Raw genomic sequence first — 16,885 nt, forward strand, 5'->3', positions numbered from 1 at the left:
ACATGAAAGAAATGAAAAATATGATCAATATAAAAATGTTCCTCAAAACCCTGGGGACATGGATATTAACTTTTGGGCTTTTTGCAATAACCTTCTCCTGCGAAGAGGATACGGCATTTAATCTTGGACCAACATTGGCGTCATATTCCGACGGTATCCAAAATTTGGATGAGGAAGGTATCGATTGCGGAGGCGGCAGTGGTAATGTATGTCCTTCTTGTACCGATGGGATGCAAAACCAGGGCGAAGAAGGTATAGATTGCGGCGGACCCTGCACCATGTGTATCCCAACGCCACGGGCAGATGCACTTGTCAGTACCAGCATGCCATATTATTATACTTTTGAGGCCAATGACGCATCTTCTGGACGTAACTTAATCCCAATTGCCCAAGCAAATCAGGGTGTTACCTTTAATCTTGGTGCCACGGATCCAGCAGGAAGTAATGATTTGGTTGGTGAAATCCTTCGTCCGCAGAATGGCCCATTTGGAGGGTTCGAAGATTTTAAATTTCAACCGCAGACAGCACCTATAGATTTTTCCTCTTATGATAAATTCACTTTGGATGTCTACATTCCTTCAAGCAATGACTTTTCGGGTAATTTAGAACCCTTGGTAGAGGTTATCTTACATGATAATGTCGATGGCAACTTCTTTCAACGTTGGACAGTGATTCCCGTTTCCGTTGACCCCTCAAACTTTGATTCTTGGGTTACCCTACGATTCGACGGTACCAATGCTATATCCGCAGATACTGCAACACTCCTAAGAGACAATACCACATACGATAATATTACCCTTAGATTTGGCGGAAGCGGCCATACGGAAGCAGGAGAATTTTATATTAAAGACCTTAAGACCACCACAAGCTTTGTGGCCCCCGGAACCCCTAGAGCCGATGCGTTGGCAGGTAGCGGACTTCCCGTTTATTTCACTTTCGAAACAGGTGATGCTTCCTCCGGACTTAACCTGATACCTGTGGCCGATGCCAGTCAGGGAGTTGTGCCCAACTATGGTGTTGCAGATCCGGCAGGTAGCGATAATGGTGTCGCAAGAATTTTGAGACCGGAAAATGGACCATTTGGAGGGTTCGAGGATCTTAAGTTTCAACCACAGTCAAATCCAATAGATTTTTCGGTTTATCACAAATTTAAATTGGATGTCTATATTCCATCTACCAATGATTTTTCGGGAAACCTGGTACCCCTGGTAGAGCTAATCTTGCACGATAACCTAGATGGCAATTTCTTCCAAAGATGGACAGTAATAGGAGTTACGATAGACCCTGCGGATTTTGATTCGTGGATAACCGTGGAGTTCGACGGAACCAATGCCATGTCTGCCGCGGATGGTACGCTATTACCAGCAAATGATACCTACGATAACTATACATTGCGTGTAGGAGGTTTTGGACATGTAGAGTCTGGAGAGTTTTTTATTAAGGATTTTGTACCTTTTGAATAGTCAGTATGTTAGCTTAGAGTTAGTTACAAAAGGGGTTGTTCTCAACAGCCCCTTTTCTAGACCAAACATACCTAGTTTGAAACGTACTGGAACCCAAGTTCAAAATCTTCCAAAAACATGTTTTTGTCTTATAAAATGATTGAAATGGAAAAACTTATATTGTTGCTCTCATGCTTGGTTTTAACATGTTGCTCGTCGCAATCTTCGGACGATGTAATCCCAGTGGCTGCCAGTTGTACAGATAATCTAATGAACGGAAATGAAGTGGGCATGGATTGTGGTGGCGACTGTCCACCCTGCACTACATGTAATGATGGAGTTCAAAATGGCAATGAGACTGGTGTGGATTGTGGTGGAGATTGTACAAATTGTCCAGAGCCTATATCTCTGCCCAGTACGGGATACCAATCCCCTATGACCTACGATGGGTATGATTTGGTATGGGCAGATGAGTTCAGTGGCCCCTCCTTGAGTAGCGAAAAATGGAACTTCCATTTGGGTGATGGTTGCCCAAATCTATGCGGATGGGGCAACAACGAAGAACAGTATTTTACCAGCAGTCAAAAAAACATTTATATACAAGATGACAATTTGGTGATCGAAGCAAAAAACGAGAATATTTCGGGCAAGGCCTATTCTTCATCAAGAATCCATACCGACAATATTTTTGAGTTTCAATATGGAAGAGTTGATATTCGTGCTGCGATGCCTTCAGTGGCCGGAACTTGGACAGCTCTTTTTATGTTGAATCATAATTATCAAATAAACAATCCTGGTGAATGGTGGCCAAGGGGCGGAGAAATAGATATCATGGAATATTTAGGCGAAAATCCGGATGATATTTTGGGAACTGGACATTATGGCACCGATTTTCCGAATAATCACCGTTTCAATTCCGTCCATTTCAATGCATTAAACAATGAGTCTTTTGATGAGGTTTATTATGTATTTTCAATAATCTGGGAAGAAAATAGTATTAAATGGCTGGTCAACGACGTGGAATACCATTCTATGACCCCCGTTACAACCACTGCCGGCGGACAACCATACCCTTTTAACGATGAGTTTTATCTAATTTTTGCGTTGTCTGTAGGAGGAAATCTCCCTACCGCAACCCCATTGCCAAATGATTTCCCCGCTTTTTTGATTGTGGATTATGTGAGGATATTTCAAAAGAGTTAAATCAGGATAATCCTGCAAATTGTATATAATCAACTAAATACAGCATACGGTTTTAGAATAAATATGCTAGAGATCTTTAAACCGAGGACAATATTTTTTCAAATGCAATAAGAAAACGGAAGTATATGAAACATCTTATCATTTTAGTTATTGGTGCGGCCCTATTTGTCAATTTAGGAATGCTAATTAAAGCTCCTGATTTGGAGAATAACCTTGAACAGGAAACTAAAAAAAGAGCAAAATTTGAACCAGAAGATGGCAAAGTATTGGTCTTTGCAGGTCAAGATTTGGCCTCAATAGGAGGGTTAGACCAATACAAAGAGGGATATTCCGATTATTTCCCTACTCCTGGGGGTGTAACCTTATATACCAGTATAGGAGATAATGACGATTCTACCGGGACAGAAAGCGGATCGGGTTTGCAAGGAGTTTTTAATACTGTGGATGCTGGCAATGGCCCAAGCAATATGAGTTTGTTGATGAGTGACAAAAGGTATAGGAATTCGGTTTTGGCCATCGGTCTATCTTTGGTAAACAGTGAGGTAAAAGTTGCCAATGGGGAATTGGATAAGAATATTGAAAGTTTGGGAACGTTTCTAAAAAGCCTTGGTCAACGCCATGTTTTTTTACGTATCGGCTATGAGTTTGACGGCCACCTTTGGAACCATTACGATATTACTGCCTATAAAAAGGCTTACAAACGCATAGTAGATCTATTAAACGCCCAGGGGATTACCAATACGGCCTACGTATGGCAATCGGTAGGGTGGGTTTCTAACTGGGAACAACTAGAAGAATGGTATCCTGGAGACGATTATGTGGATTGGTGCGCCTACTCTTTTTTCGATCGATTTAAGGAAGCCATAATGATCGACTTTGCAAGGGAAAAAGGAAAACCGGTATTTATTGCCGAAGCCTCTCCAACAATTTCGGACCATACCGCAAAATTTGATGGTGATACTAAAGAAACTATCCTTTCCAATCCAGAACAAGCCCAAGAGGCTTGGGAAAAATGGTTCGTTCCCTTTTTTACGACTATCGAGGAGAATTCAGATGTTGTAAAGGCCATTCATTACATCAATTGCAATTGGAAAGAAAGGCCAATGTGGTTTACAAACAAAACGTTTAAAGATATAGATGCCCGTTTGCAATTAAGTCCCATGATTTCGGAAAAATGGAAGATGAAAATGAACGACGATAGGTATCTCAATGCCTCCGACAATTTGTTCAAGACACTTATAGAAAACGATTAAAAATGTCCGGAAAAACGGTATTCATAGCATTTGTGGTCTCTTTAGGAGGGTTTTTGTTTGGTTTTGATGCAGGTATTATTTCTGGTGTAATGTCCTATGCAGGGCCAGAATTCGATTTAACAGATCTTCAATCAGGATGGGTGGTAAGCTCGCCGTCCTTTGCCGCAATGATTGCCATGCTGGTCTCCGGAAGATTAAGCGATATTGTCGGTAGGAAAACAATACTAATACAAGTAGCCTTTCTATATGCATTCTCTGCCCTATTCTCTGCCTATGCCTGGTCCTATGAATCCTTGTATATAGCACGTATGATAGGTGGCTTGGCTTTTGGAGCCGCTTTAATTTTGGCACCCACATACATTGCCGAAATCGCTACAGCAAAGGAAAGGGGCAAATTGGTTTCCATACAACAGCTTAATATAGTTTTGGGGTTCTTTGCCGCTTTCTTGTGTAACAATTATCTAAATGGTCTTTACACTTCTGGTGGAAGCTTTATGACCAGCGAAACCGTTTGGCGTTGGATGCTCGGGGTAGAATTAATACCTGCGCTGCTATATTTCTTCATAATGTTTCTTGTACCGAAAAGCCCACGTTGGTTAATTATGAAGGACAGGTTTGAAGAAGGTCGGAAGGTCCTAAAAAGTTTACATGGTGAACAACAATCACAATTGGAGATAGAAGGAATTAAAAAAAGCATGAAAGCCCAAAAGTTTAAATCTAAGGTCTCGGTGTTAGAGCTTTGGAAACCTTCATTGCGTTTTATTGTTATCGTGGGGTTGGTGCTGGGAGTTCTTCAGCAGGTTACAGGGATCAATGCAATTTATTTTTATGCGACCTCCATTTTTAAACAAACGGGGATTGGTACCGATGCCGCGTTTACTTCTGGTGTGCTATTGAGTTTTACCACAGTGATATTTACTATTGTTGCGATATTCCTAATAGATAAAATGGGAAGACGACCCTTACTGCTCATAGGGGTTGCTGGCATAGCCATCAGTTTAACTTTATGTGCCTATGGCTTTAATAGGGCTACCTATAAATTAACCGTTGACGAAATAGGTAGTTTTAAAGATTTTGATGCAAGTGGTCTGATAAGCCTGGCAGATAAACACTATGAAAACGATGTTGACTTTAAAAACGCGGCTAAAGCTGTTTTAGGTACTAAAGTATACGCAACAAATGAAGGGGCCATATTGGAGGTCGCCACAGATATGAATGCTACCCTCGTATTAATCGGCATTCTGGGATTTATCGCATGCTTTGCATTCTCACTGGGCCCAGTTGTGTGGGTAATGTTATCAGAACTTTTCCCCAATAAATATAGAGGTTTGGCAATTGGCGTCATCGGTTTCGCCAACTCTTTTTCGAGCTGGGTGGTACAGCAAATATTCCCCTGGGAACTATCAAATTTAGGCAATGCCATGAGTTTTCTGATTTTTGGACTTATCGCCCTTGTCGGCTTCTTTGTGCTGTTGAAAATATTGCCCGAAACCAAAGGAAAATCATTAGAACAGTTAGAATTAGAATTAGTTAAATAATGAATTGCATACAAAACCCAATTTTACCAGGTTTCAACCCAGACCCATCCATATGTAGGGTGGGGGATGACTATTACATAGCCACCTCTACATTTGAGTGGTTTCCTGGAGTACAAATTCATCACTCCAAAGACTTAAAACACTGGAAACTAATTGCTAGGCCTTTGAGTCGCATTTCCCAATTGGATATGCGGGGCAACCCAGATTCCTGTGGTGTCTGGGCTCCATGTCTTTCATATAGTAATGGCCTATTTTACCTCGTGTACAGCAATGTGAGGTCTTTTGATGGTGTTTGGAAAGATACACCCAATTATCTAGTGACCTCCAATGATATTTCTGGCGAATGGAGCGAGCCTATCTATATGTCTTCCAGGGGTTTTGACGGCTCCCTTTTTCATGATGACGATGGTAAAAAATGGTATCTGAACATGCTGGTAGACCATCGTAACGGAAGATTCTTTGGAGGTATAGAGATGCAAGAGTATAGTTCGGAAAAACGGCAACTCATAGGACCCGTACACTATCTTACGCCGGGAACCAAACTTGGACTTACAGAAGGGCCCCACCTGTATAAGAAAGATGGGTTTTACTATATAGTGCTTGCTGAAGGAGGCACAGAATATGGCCACGCAATGTCTATAGGCCGGAGCAAAAGTATATTTGGACCTTACGAATTTCATCCAGATAATCCCTTTGTTTCCGCCGCAGAGGACAAAGACAATTATTTGCAAAAATGTGGTCATGGAGATCTAATACAGACCCAAAATGGAGACTGGTATGCGGTTTTTTTAATAGGAAGGCCACTTACTCTTCATGGCAAATGTACTTTGGGAAGGGAGACAGCTATCGAAACATTTATTTGGAAAGATGGATGGCCCTATCTTAAAAGTGGAAGTAGAGTCCCAAGACGGGAAGTCCCAACGGCAAACCTGCCAGAATTTACGCATGGAGCACAGGAACATCGATTGTTTTTTAATAACGAGACGGTGCCTCTAGACTTTCAGGCATTGCGCATCCCCATAACCGAAAATTGGTGTAGCCTTTCCGATAGGAAGGGTTTCCTAAGACTTTATGGCAAGGAATCCTTAAACTCGCTTCATTATCAGAGTTTATTGGCCCGTAGGGTACAACATTTTAATGTTCGGGTTTCTACCGCGATAGAATTTTTCCCAGAAAACATTCACCACATGGCCGGATTGGTTTTTTACTATAATTCCGGACATTACCACTATGCCTGTATTACCGCTAACTTTGATGGTACCAAGAAGTATCTATCGATTATTTCTTCAGACAACTTTGAAATGAGCTTTCAAGAAGAATTGGTAGATATTACGAATTTCGATAAAATTGTTCTCAGAGGTGAAATGAACAGGAATCGTTTGCAATTCTTCTATAGTTTAGACGATATTTCCTTTAATGATCTTGGTATTGCCTTAGATGCCAGTATTCTATCCGACGATCATGTTCGTAATGGAAGGAGTAGGTATAGGCCGGCATTTACGGGAAGTTTTGTTGGGGTTTGCTGTCAGGATTTGGCTATGAACGCTCACCATGCTGATTTTGAATGGTTCGAATATGTGGAAATTAAATAAAGATGATTATGAAATCACGAATTTATCTTTTAATACTGATAACAATAAGCTTACAAGCTTGCAGAAACTCTGAAAAAAATGTTCAACCCCAAGAAGAGATTGGTCTACCTGCTAAAAAATTGGCCAAATTTGAACCCCATGATGGAGAGGTAATATTGTTTGTAGGTCAGGAATTAGATGCTATTGGCGGTACCGAACATGACCAGAATGGTTATTTTGACCATTTTGACGCTCCTGGTGGCTTTACCATGTACACCGATATTATGCCCGGACTTACGGAAACTTTCTTGGATCATAGTTTTACATACAGCGGACTTAACGGTATATGGGAAACAGACGATTGGGGCGATGGTCCCAATAATATATCCCTTCAGCTCGCCGATGCGGATTTTGAAAATAGTGTTTTGGCTATTGGGTTGGCGATTATAGATAATGAGGAGAAAATTGCCTCTGGGGAGCACGATGTCTATATTAAAAAATTAGGTAATTTTTTTCATGAGTTGGGCAAACGACCTGTATTTCTCAGAATCGGATTCGAGTTTGCGGGTCCTTGGAATCGATACGATAGAGAATCTTATATTTTGGCTTATCGGAGGATTAAGGATTTATTGGATGAACAAGGAGTGTCTAACGTGGCTTATGTATGGCAGTCCAAAGGTTTTGGAAATACCATAGCGGATTTGGAGGCTTGGTATCCGGGGGATGATTATGTGGATTGGTGCGGGTATTCATTTTTCAGTAATTATAAGCAAGCAAAGATGGTGAAATTTGCCCAATCAAAAGAAAAACCCGTATTTATCGCCGAAGCAACACCTACTTCTATCGATTGGGAAAACGATCCGGAAGGTAACACAGGTCTAACCAAGGAGTTTCTGCTCTCTAACCCCGAACAGGCACAAATGGCTTGGGAAGAATGGTTTGTACCTTTTTTCAACACCATAGACACACACCCAGAAACAATTAAAGCCATTAGTTATATCAATGGCAATTGGCGAGCAAAACCCCGTTGGAAGGTAAACCCTACATTCAAAAATATAGATGCCCGACTTCAATTGAGCAAGGAAATCAGTGAACGATGGAAGGAAGAGACCGGAAAGGCTAAATACCTGAAAGCATCTCCAGATCTATTCGCCAGACTCTATAACAACTAAATTTATATAATGATGCGCATAACGGAATTGGCAAATCAGTTTTGGGAAAATGGTTATCTAGTAATGGAAGAATTTTTCAGCAAGGAACTGATGGACAAATACAATGGGTTGATACTGGAACATTTTGGAATGAATCCCGATTGGGAGCACTCTGATGAGTTTATCACAAAATCTGCCGTAGAAGTAGTGCCCTGGTTTCCTTACAGGGAGAATAAACCCTACTTTGATGGAATTGATAGGGACAAGAACTTCAACGCCATAACACAGGCCATCTTGGGAAAGGATTGGGATAACCTGTATTGTATGATGATGTATTCCAAGCAAGGTAGTAAGGGACAGGCATGGCATCAGGATTGTCCACCAGAAGACAGCGATGTTTTTAACCTTAACAGACTGGTATACACCCACGATATTGATGAGACTACTGGAGGTGAAATAGTAATTTTTCCTAAAGCACATAAATTAGGGTTGCTTCCTGTAGGGAAACCCCATGACGATCTTAAAGGTCAACTGATCTTTAAACCTAAGAAGGGAACCGTAGTATTTCTTCATGGCCATTGCTGGCATAGGGTAATGCCGGTAAAATCTAAATATAGGGTCTCATCCAATTTTAGGGCAATGCCAAAAGACACCCCAGAGGATATCACGGATATTTGCGTGTATAGAAATATGCGTTACCGGTTTTCCACAGCTGAGGTGGTGGAGGAAAGGATATAGTTTTTAGCGGTTGCAATGATGTAAAACAGCATGGGAAAAAAGGTGAAATGGGGCATAGTAGGTCTTGGCAAGATTGCAAAACTATTCGTTGATGATTTATTATTAGTAAAGGACGCGGAGCTTATAGCTGTTGCTTCTACCAACAGCGAAAGAGCCAAGGTTTTTGCCCAAGAGTACGGTGTTAACTCCTATTATGGTAGTTATCTAGAGCTGTTCAACAACAAAGAGGTAGATGTGGTATACGTTGCAACCCTGCACCATACACATGCCAAGGTTAGTATTGCAGCCATGGATCACAAAAAACATGTGCTCTGTGAAAAACCCGTGGCCATAAGCGCATTGGAAGCAAAACAGATGATAGCTTCGTCTATACGCAATAAGGTTTTTTTTATGGAAGCTTTTTGGAGTCGGTTCAATCCTACCATTAAAAAAACAAAAGAGCTGGTAGATGCGGGTGCTTTGGGAAGACTTAGATATATTAGTGCCGAATTTACTTTTTATAAGCTAGATGAAGACCCCAAGAGTAGGGCCTTAAACATAGATTTAGCAGGTGGATCGTTATTGGATATGGGTGTATATCCCATTTTTTTGTCCTATCTTTTATTGGGCAAACCAGCAGAGATTTTAGCTCGATCCAAATTTCATTGGACGGGGGCCGAAATCCAGACATCGATGATATTCAATTATAAAGATGCCCAAGCCATGTTGTACAGTGGTTTTTCCAATGATACGGATATGAAAGCCAAAATTTGTGGAGAAGACGCCGAAATTTATGTAGCGCCTATTTGGCACGAGGCACAGGGGTTTACCCTTGTGAACAATGGCAAAGAGCGGTTATATAAATTACCAACAAAAGGTAAGGGGTTTACCTATGAAATATGCGAAGTTCATAAATGTTTACAAAATGGAAAGTTGGAAAGCAGTTTATGGAGTCACCAAAATTCATTGGAATTAATGAACATAGTAGATGAGGTAAGAAAAAAAGCGGGGATTCGATTTTCGTTCGAATCGTAATCAAACAAGCTCATGTCTAAATTAACTTTAAAAGAAATTGCCAATCATTTTAAGGTTTCGGTATCCACGGTATCCAAAGCTATTAATGATAGTCATGAGATCAGTGAACAATTGAAGGTCCAGATTCAAAAATTTGCTAAAGAAAACCACTATAAGCCAAATAAAGTGGCCCTAAGCCTTTTAAACAGGAGCACCAAAACTATTGGTGTAGTAATCCCAAACATTCTTAATTACTTTTTTATACAGGTGCTGTATGGTGTAGAACAGATTGCAAATGATAGGGGGTATAGCATTATAAGTTGCATCAGTAATCAATCTTTGGAGAAAGAAACCCGTACATTGGAATTGCTCAGCACAGGTTCCGTGGATGGTATAATCATCTCTTCAGTGGCTACGGAGATGCAGTTCGATGATCATGTGTCGCACCTAAAGGAACTTACAAACAACCAAATTCCTCTTGTTATGTTTGATAGGGTAACTAATTTGATTGAATGTGATAAAATTATTGTTGATGATTTTGAAGCGGGGTATAAAGCAACCAAATATTTCATAGAAACCGGATGTAGAACTATTGCTATTGTTACCCCCATAGATCATTCCAATATAGGGAGATTAAGAATTGAAGGCTATAAAAAGGCCTTAGCCGAAAAAAATATCGATTTTGACGAAAAGTTGGTCATTCCTATAGGTACAAAGGATGATTTAGAACTGATTATGTCCTTTCTCCTAAATTATAAAAAAATTGAAGGCATAATGGCTTTGGATGAAATTACGGCCGTCAGGACGATGAGTATAGTGAAATCCAGAGGATATCACGTTCCCAATGACATTTCCATTATCGGGTTTACCAATGGAGAATTATCTCGCTACGTTACACCTGCCCTAACCATGGTAAGTCAACATGGAAAATACATTGGGGAGACCGTGGCCAATACACTTATTGATCGAATTGAAAGTAAAAATAAGAACGAGGTACATGAGGCCTATGGAACCAAGGTTGTGAAGACCAGTCTTATAGTTAGGGAGTCTACCAAAAAGCTATAGTTTTTCCCAGTGGGGTCTAGAAATATTCCCCAAACATTAAATGGCAGAAAATAAAGGCCAATACAGCAAGTATAATACCCACTAAAAATATGGTGAATGATTTTCGCAATAATTTAAACTTACGATCTATTGTTTTTCCTAGGTGAAAAGTATCCGTGGCAATCGTTGTGTATAGCTTATCTCCCTGATACATTAGTCCAACTAAGTTTTCCACGTATTCCTTTTCTTCCATTTCATTGAAATTTCCGTAAAACATCAGATTTCCAGATTCCTTACCACCGTGTTTAAGTTCCGGACGAGTGGCCATTACCGCATATGCTGTTGAAATTAAGTTGGTGAGCAGCATCATAATTGCCGGGTATATAAGATGCGGATCATTGTCCAATTGATTGAGCACCGTTCCTAGTATAATGGAAAGAATAAGGGCGTTTATGGAAATGAGTATGTTAGATTTGCGGTCGATCATCGAATTGAGGGTATACTGGTTTTTGGATACCAACCGAAATAGTGTTTCCACGCCACGCTCCGATCTGGGTTCTACTTTGGCCAATTTTTTCTTTAAGGACTTAAGGGCATCTTTATCAATACCCAATTCCTCGGCCAAAAAGTTGTCTTTTAATTTTTCGGTTTTTTTCTCGCTCATGATTACCGTTTTTATATTTTAAATCGAATTCCTGTCTTTAAATACAAAGTATTGTCCTTATCCACGGAGATAACCGAGTTATTTTTTTTATCTCGCAGATCGGCGTTGCTACTAAAGACGTTAGATATGTTAAAAAAGAGTTCTATATGCCTGCCGAATTTGCGCTCATAGCGAAGTCCACCAATTATAACGGACAAGTTTACCCTATCGGCAATTTCTGTATTGTTTACCAGTAATCCGTTCTGAATGTTGGCGGTAAAACCGTCGAGCTCGGCAACGAGTTTAAATCTGGATTTTTTGGAAAGATGGTACTGCAGATTGGATTTTGGCACTCCTAAGTTGTAGGACCAATTGGGGTGAAACTTTTTGTAATAGCTTATAAAGGGCAGTGGGAATGGAATACCTCTGTTTTGCGAGTATGAAACCCCTAAAATTAACCTATACGGCCTGCTAATGTCCTTATCATTGGTCTTGTCGTTTATAAAAACTACATCAGCCGAAAAAACGGCATCTTCAAAAGAAATTTTGCGTACTAGATTGGAGCTAAAACCAGGTGTAAAACGGCCCCCAAACCGCCAATCTCCATTCATTTTAACGGTATACCCAATATTAAGGTCAAGCAACTGAAAGCCTTCAATGGCATTAATGTCAAATGCATCAATACCAGCATCAAAATCGAGATCTATCTTACTATAATCCAAACCTAATAAGAGAAAGCTATTTGGTCTCAAACGGATAGGGTAATTGAACAACCCCCTTAACCTGCTATAACCTACATTGGAATCCCCTTTGGGCAGCACTGTATATTCTATTTTGGCCAAATCAGACAACTGTGCGGACATAAAAGATGTGCAAAGCAGCAGCAGAAATAGGTATTGCAATTTTTTTTGCGTCATTTTAATGGTTAGTGGTAGAGACCTTTTACCAATTTCCCAATACTTAGTCCTTGCACAAGGATGGAAAAAAGCACTACGGTATAGGTAATATACAGAATTATTTCTGATGAGGAATTGTTTGCCAAACTCAGGGCCAACGCTATTGAAATTCCACCCCGTAAACCTCCCCAAGTTAAAATGGCCACTGTTTTTATAGGACTGCTTTCGGAGTGCTTTAATAGCGAATAGGGTAGGAGCACAGAAATAAACCTGGCCAACAATACTACCAATACCGATATAAGCCCTAACATTAAATACGAGGTTTGAAAATGCAATAGATGAATGGCAAGACCTATCAAAACAAACAAAATACCGTTAAAAACATCATCTAGAACCTCCCAAATATCATTGATCAGTTTTCTGGTAGGCCCTTTGTTTGTGGCTATGTTTAATTTATTACCGATAATCATACCGGAAACTACCATGGCCAGCGGTCCCGAAACATGTATCAGTGATGCCATGGAATAGCCGCCCATTACTATTGCCAAACTTATCATAACCGCCAATTGCGGATTAGACTGTACTGACTTTATGCAATAATACCCCACAAAGCCAAGTAATCCGCCATAGGCTATACCGCCAATGGCCTCTTCTAAAAATAACTTGCCTATTTCCACGCCCAAAGAACTTTCCGTAGGATGACCCCCCATATCTCCCAGAATTAATATTCCTGCAAAGACAACTACACCGATACCATCATTAAAAAGTGATTCTCCCTCTATTTTAACTTGTAGGTTTTTGGCGATATTGGTTTTTTTAAGAATGGCGAGCACTGCAATTGGGTCGGTCGGTGAAATAAGCGCTCCAAACAACATGGCATGTAAGAATGGTATCTGTAGGCCAACTGCATCAGCTGCTAGGTAAGTTAGGCCACCCACAATAAATGTGGAGATAACCACCCCTAACGTTGCAAACAAAAGTACCGACCATTTTTCTTTTTTAAGATCGTCCAAGTTAACGTGCAAAGCCCCTGCAAAAAGTAAAAAACTCAAAATCCCATCTAGGAGTAAGGTCTTAAAATCGGAATTGGTAACAATATCACAGAAAAACAGATAGAAATCTGGGAAAATGCCTTTGCTTAGAGTTATTAAGATAATGGTCATTAAACTTAGTAACATTAGTCCGATCGTAGCAGGAAGTTTAAGCCATTTATAGTTTACAAAACTAAAAAAGGCGGCCAAGGAAAATACTATACTAAAAGATTGTAGCATGTTTTCATGATTTTACGTTAATATATTTTCCAACAAAAACTGCAATTACTATGGCAAGGTAAAATTGCCCAATAATATTCATTACCAAGGTTATCGCCTGCGATTGTGGTGTTAATGGTGTTACATCTCCATAACCTACTGTGGTAATACTGATAAAGCTAAAATAATAGAAGATATAGCCAGAATAGTTGCCCCGAAGGTGGAATGATGAAGGGTCTATAAAGTGAGTTATCTCAAACAATATACCACCGATAATGCCCAAATAGATAAATCCTAAAATAGGCCCCAAAATAAATTGAAGGTCGATTTCTTTCATCATCCGTAGCTGTTTTAGAAGTAGGGCGCAGAAGTATAAAAACAACAAAAAAGACGTTACAAGCCTCATTACGGTAATTGTTTTGGAGTTGGGGTAGGTAAATTCCAACCAAATAAAAATCAAGGCTAAAAAACCTAAGATATATGACCTTGTTCTTGTTTTGGTGTTGGAAGCGATAAGCGAGCTTACCAAGATTACAATTGTGTAGTTGATAACGACAGTGTGGGCAGGGTATACATCCGAAATGCTAGTATGGATGGGTGTCAGTAGAAAATTGATCACCCCGATAAGGGCTATTAAGTATTTGTTTCTGTTTAAAAAATCGACCATTTTTGGCTTTAATAATTTTCTGTTTGCGCTTACCTAATAAACATTTGAAGGTTGGTTAAGGTCTACTATGTCTTTTGTGTCTATTTGCAACTGATACCAATCTTCCATTTGTACAATGTTACCCCGCACCAGCGATGGTTTTCCTATGTAGGGCAATATATCTTGATGAATAGGGTTTCCGTCAATATCCGTTATCAGATAGTATTCGGCAATATTGTTATCATCTGTGGTTGCCAATACGGGCGGTATGCCTCCAGAGATGCAAAGGGAAGCGCAACTTCTGTGTATTTTACCCTTACCGGGTTTCATTACCCCAAAGTAACATTTAGGATCTATTATTTCTCCCCGCAGTTCCATATTCTTTACCACCACTTTTGGTTTGGGAAGTCTGTTGGCAATGGCATTGTCCACCAGGGTAATTTTTTCCTCGTCGGTAATCTGCAACAACGTTTTTCCGTTATAGTAAATAAGGTTCCCAGATATACTCAGGATGCTTCCAGAGAGTTTTTTTTTCTTGGCACGTATTTTTTGTAATGTAGGGTTTGCACTAAATTTCCCGAAGCCCACAAGAAGGATATTTTTATAAGTAGTGTCCCCTATTTTTACTTTTAGCATGGGATAAGGAAGTTCATGATATACCCCGGTAATTTTAGTAAGCTCACCAAATTCAAAGACACTATTTTTATCTTTATTCTGTGTAAGGCCAAATATGGCAGCCATTACCAAGAGCAGTACTAACATAGCGAGCACAAAACGCTTTAGAAGTTTTTTTGTTTTTTGAGCTACCTTGTTACTATACCCAATATAAAAATCATCATTCTTTTTCATTGCAATAGGTTTAAAAGGTAATGGGTTCAACAGCGGTTCCTTCTTCTAGGGCCTGTGGATCAATGTAAATCCCTTTATCGATTTTCTTTATCCTATAGGTTGCCACTTTTTCCGTAAATGGCGGCGGCGACTGCCCATTTTGCGGTAAATATTGATATCCGTGCCAAGGGCAGGTTACACAGCCATCTACCACTTTACCTTCACCCAAAGGACCTCCCTGATGTTTACATACGTTGGAAATGGCAGATAGTTTATGGTCGTATTTAAATAGTGCCACTCGCTCTTTTTTTACTACAAATATTTTTGCTCGATCTTCCGGAATATCATCTATTTCGCATATATATTCCCAACCATTGTTAACCTGCTTGGTCTTCTGTCGATCTAGTTTTGCCTCTCTTAAGGCAGCGGTCAGATGCAAGGAGGTCAAGGTTAAGAATCCCAAGGTTAAAATACCGATGGACCATATAGAAGGTTGTTGTTGCAAGGCACCTAGAAAAACATGCATCAATACCAGTGCATAGGCAAAATATACCATCATATGCAAGCGTTTCCATGTTTTTGGAGACAGATTTTTAAGCCAAAAATCATGACTTGTGGCCGCCATTAAGAACAAAATAAGCAGTGCGAAGAAACCCAGTACCTGGAAAGGAAAATTAACAAAAGAATCGTAATCCATATTAGAGGTAAACACTGCATAAAGGGCATTTACATTACCTAGCGTATGAAATTGAATAATAGAAAAAAGTCCATGAACCAAAGCGGTTAAAAATATGCTTACCCCAAGATGTCTACGATTGTATAACAAGGGTAAAAATCTCGGGTTTAATCGAGCTAAGGGCCCTATGGCCAACACAATATGCAACAGCACAATGGCAAGGGTGCCAAATGCCCTAATTATTATGGTTTCCGCTGTGGCCTCGGGATTTGTTGCCAGGGTAATTAAAACGAACCCCAACAAATAGGTGAGCATTGCAACGGCAATTAGTTTGTCGTACAATTTTTTATGTTTGTTCCAAAGTATCGTTGTGTAATCTAATCCCATAATATTTCAATATTGAATAGGGTTTCTTCCTTTATTTCATCGTAAATCTTAATTTCATTTATAGATTTATCAACTTTGAAATTATAAACCCCTTTTTTGTCCAAAACTCCCAGAAATTGGCCTTTAGGTTTTGCCAACGATACTCCGTAGGCTATTGCAGCAGGGCTGGGCAAAGGTTGTTTTACGAATATTTGAATTCCATTAAAATCCCCAGTCGGATCCAAAAAGGTGGTAAGCGCTTCGTTTTCAAAGATTAGATGCCTGTCTCCGGATGCGGAAGAAATCTTCAAATTGCTATCGGTCAGTACGGGTTCTTTAATACCCAAAGTGGCGAATAAAATCCCTAAAGGGGCGGTAGCAATTAATAACAGCCATATTAGTTTATGGGCTTTTCTTAGGCCGTACGTCATGATTTTGTTTTTAGTTTAGATACCAATCTGCTTAAAAGTACTGGCCACAAAGCAATAGCTCCGGGGATCAACAATAAACGTACTGTCCATTTACTTTCGGTAATTAAGGAATCTAGTTGAGAAGCTCCTTTGAAAAAGAAATAAATGCCAAAGAGTACACCTAAAATTGCATAAACAGTTAAGAACGTCAAGAAAATTTGAATGGTTGTTTCCATA

Annotated in this window: 17 protein-coding genes; 9 read left to right on the forward strand and 8 right to left on the reverse strand. The window is 39.9% G+C overall.

The genetic code is table 11. The features are described 5' to 3' along the window. Window positions 1-2: 2 nt before the first annotated feature. The 9 genes from ACEQ81_RS07780 (at window position 3) to ACEQ81_RS07820 (ending at window position 10,954) form a co-directional block, all read left to right on the forward strand. Window positions 3-1,463, forward strand: a complete 1,461-nt coding sequence (locus tag ACEQ81_RS07780; RefSeq protein WP_411030283.1) for a hypothetical protein — start codon at window positions 3-5, stop codon at window positions 1,461-1,463. A gap of 144 nt (window positions 1,464-1,607) precedes the next feature. Then, a complete protein-coding gene (locus tag ACEQ81_RS07785; protein ID WP_411030284.1) occupies window positions 1,608-2,645 on the forward strand; it encodes a family 16 glycosylhydrolase in 1,038 nt (345 codons plus the stop codon). Window positions 2,646-2,770: 125 nt separating this feature from the next. Further along, the gene (locus ACEQ81_RS07790; RefSeq protein ID WP_411030285.1) at window positions 2,771-3,898 is read left to right on the forward strand and encodes a glycosyl hydrolase; all 1,128 of its coding nucleotides are present in this window, start codon (window positions 2,771-2,773) and stop codon (window positions 3,896-3,898) included. A 2-nt stretch (window positions 3,899-3,900) separates the two neighbouring features. Next, the gene (locus ACEQ81_RS07795; protein WP_411030286.1) at window positions 3,901-5,436 is read left to right on the forward strand and encodes a sugar porter family MFS transporter; all 1,536 of its coding nucleotides are present in this window, start codon (window positions 3,901-3,903) and stop codon (window positions 5,434-5,436) included. Then, window positions 5,436-7,028: a glycoside hydrolase family 43 protein gene (locus tag ACEQ81_RS07800; protein ID WP_411030287.1), complete on the forward strand. Its 1,593-nt coding sequence runs from the start codon at window positions 5,436-5,438 to the stop codon at window positions 7,026-7,028. Before ACEQ81_RS07795 ends, ACEQ81_RS07800 begins: the two co-directional genes overlap by 1 nt. An 8-nt stretch (window positions 7,029-7,036) precedes the next feature. Further along, a complete protein-coding gene (locus tag ACEQ81_RS07805; RefSeq protein ID WP_411030288.1) occupies window positions 7,037-8,179 on the forward strand; it encodes a glycoside hydrolase family 26 protein in 1,143 nt (380 codons plus the stop codon). Between the two features lie 9 nt (window positions 8,180-8,188). Further along, entirely contained in the window at window positions 8,189-8,896 is a 708-nt protein-coding gene (locus ACEQ81_RS07810) for a phytanoyl-CoA dioxygenase family protein (protein WP_411030289.1), read from the forward strand. A gap of 30 nt (window positions 8,897-8,926) precedes the next feature. Further along, window positions 8,927-9,910, forward strand: a complete 984-nt coding sequence (locus tag ACEQ81_RS07815; protein WP_411030290.1) for a Gfo/Idh/MocA family protein — start codon at window positions 8,927-8,929, stop codon at window positions 9,908-9,910. Between the two features lie 12 nt (window positions 9,911-9,922). Continuing rightward, the gene (locus tag ACEQ81_RS07820; protein WP_411030291.1) at window positions 9,923-10,954 is read left to right on the forward strand and encodes a LacI family DNA-binding transcriptional regulator; all 1,032 of its coding nucleotides are present in this window, start codon (window positions 9,923-9,925) and stop codon (window positions 10,952-10,954) included. A gap of 16 nt (window positions 10,955-10,970) precedes the next feature. Here the strand turns inward: ACEQ81_RS07820 and ACEQ81_RS07825 are convergent, their stop codons facing one another. From ACEQ81_RS07825 to ACEQ81_RS07860, 8 genes are read right to left on the reverse strand one after another with little or no spacing between them, the layout of a single operon-like run. Then, window positions 10,971-11,597 (reverse strand): Pycsar system effector family protein, encoded by a 627-nt coding sequence (locus ACEQ81_RS07825; RefSeq protein WP_411030292.1) that lies wholly within the window; start codon window positions 11,595-11,597, stop codon window positions 10,971-10,973. An 11-nt stretch (window positions 11,598-11,608) separates the two neighbouring features. Then, on the reverse strand, window positions 11,609-12,493 hold the full coding sequence (locus tag ACEQ81_RS07830; protein WP_411030293.1) for a DUF6268 family outer membrane beta-barrel protein: 885 nt from the start codon (window positions 12,491-12,493) through the stop codon (window positions 11,609-11,611). Between the two features lie 8 nt (window positions 12,494-12,501). Further along, on the reverse strand, window positions 12,502-13,743 hold the full coding sequence (locus tag ACEQ81_RS07835; RefSeq protein ID WP_411030294.1) for a cation:proton antiporter: 1,242 nt from the start codon (window positions 13,741-13,743) through the stop codon (window positions 12,502-12,504). A gap of 4 nt (window positions 13,744-13,747) precedes the next feature. Beyond that, window positions 13,748-14,389, reverse strand: a complete 642-nt coding sequence (locus ACEQ81_RS07840; protein WP_411030295.1) for an ion channel — start codon at window positions 14,387-14,389, stop codon at window positions 13,748-13,750. A gap of 33 nt (window positions 14,390-14,422) precedes the next feature. Then, the gene (locus ACEQ81_RS07845; protein WP_411030296.1) at window positions 14,423-15,217 is read right to left on the reverse strand and encodes a hypothetical protein; all 795 of its coding nucleotides are present in this window, start codon (window positions 15,215-15,217) and stop codon (window positions 14,423-14,425) included. 10 nt (window positions 15,218-15,227) lie between these two features. Beyond that, window positions 15,228-16,259, reverse strand: a complete 1,032-nt coding sequence (locus tag ACEQ81_RS07850) for a Rieske 2Fe-2S domain-containing protein (protein WP_411030297.1) — start codon at window positions 16,257-16,259, stop codon at window positions 15,228-15,230. Further along, on the reverse strand, window positions 16,250-16,669 hold the full coding sequence (locus ACEQ81_RS07855) for a hypothetical protein (RefSeq protein ID WP_411030298.1): 420 nt from the start codon (window positions 16,667-16,669) through the stop codon (window positions 16,250-16,252). The genes ACEQ81_RS07850 and ACEQ81_RS07855 overlap by 10 nt, the downstream gene beginning before the upstream one ends. Further along, window positions 16,666-16,884 carry a hypothetical protein gene (locus ACEQ81_RS07860; RefSeq protein ID WP_411030299.1) on the reverse strand — a complete coding sequence of 73 codons (219 nt, stop codon included), beginning with the start codon at window positions 16,882-16,884 and terminating at the stop codon, window positions 16,666-16,668. Before ACEQ81_RS07860 ends, ACEQ81_RS07855 begins: the two co-directional genes overlap by 4 nt. Between the last annotated feature and the right edge of the window lies 1 nt (window position 16,885).

Source organism: Spongiimicrobium sp. 3-5 (genome assembly GCF_046557915.1).
GTDB lineage: Bacteria > Bacteroidota > Bacteroidia > Flavobacteriales > Flavobacteriaceae > JBHEBG01.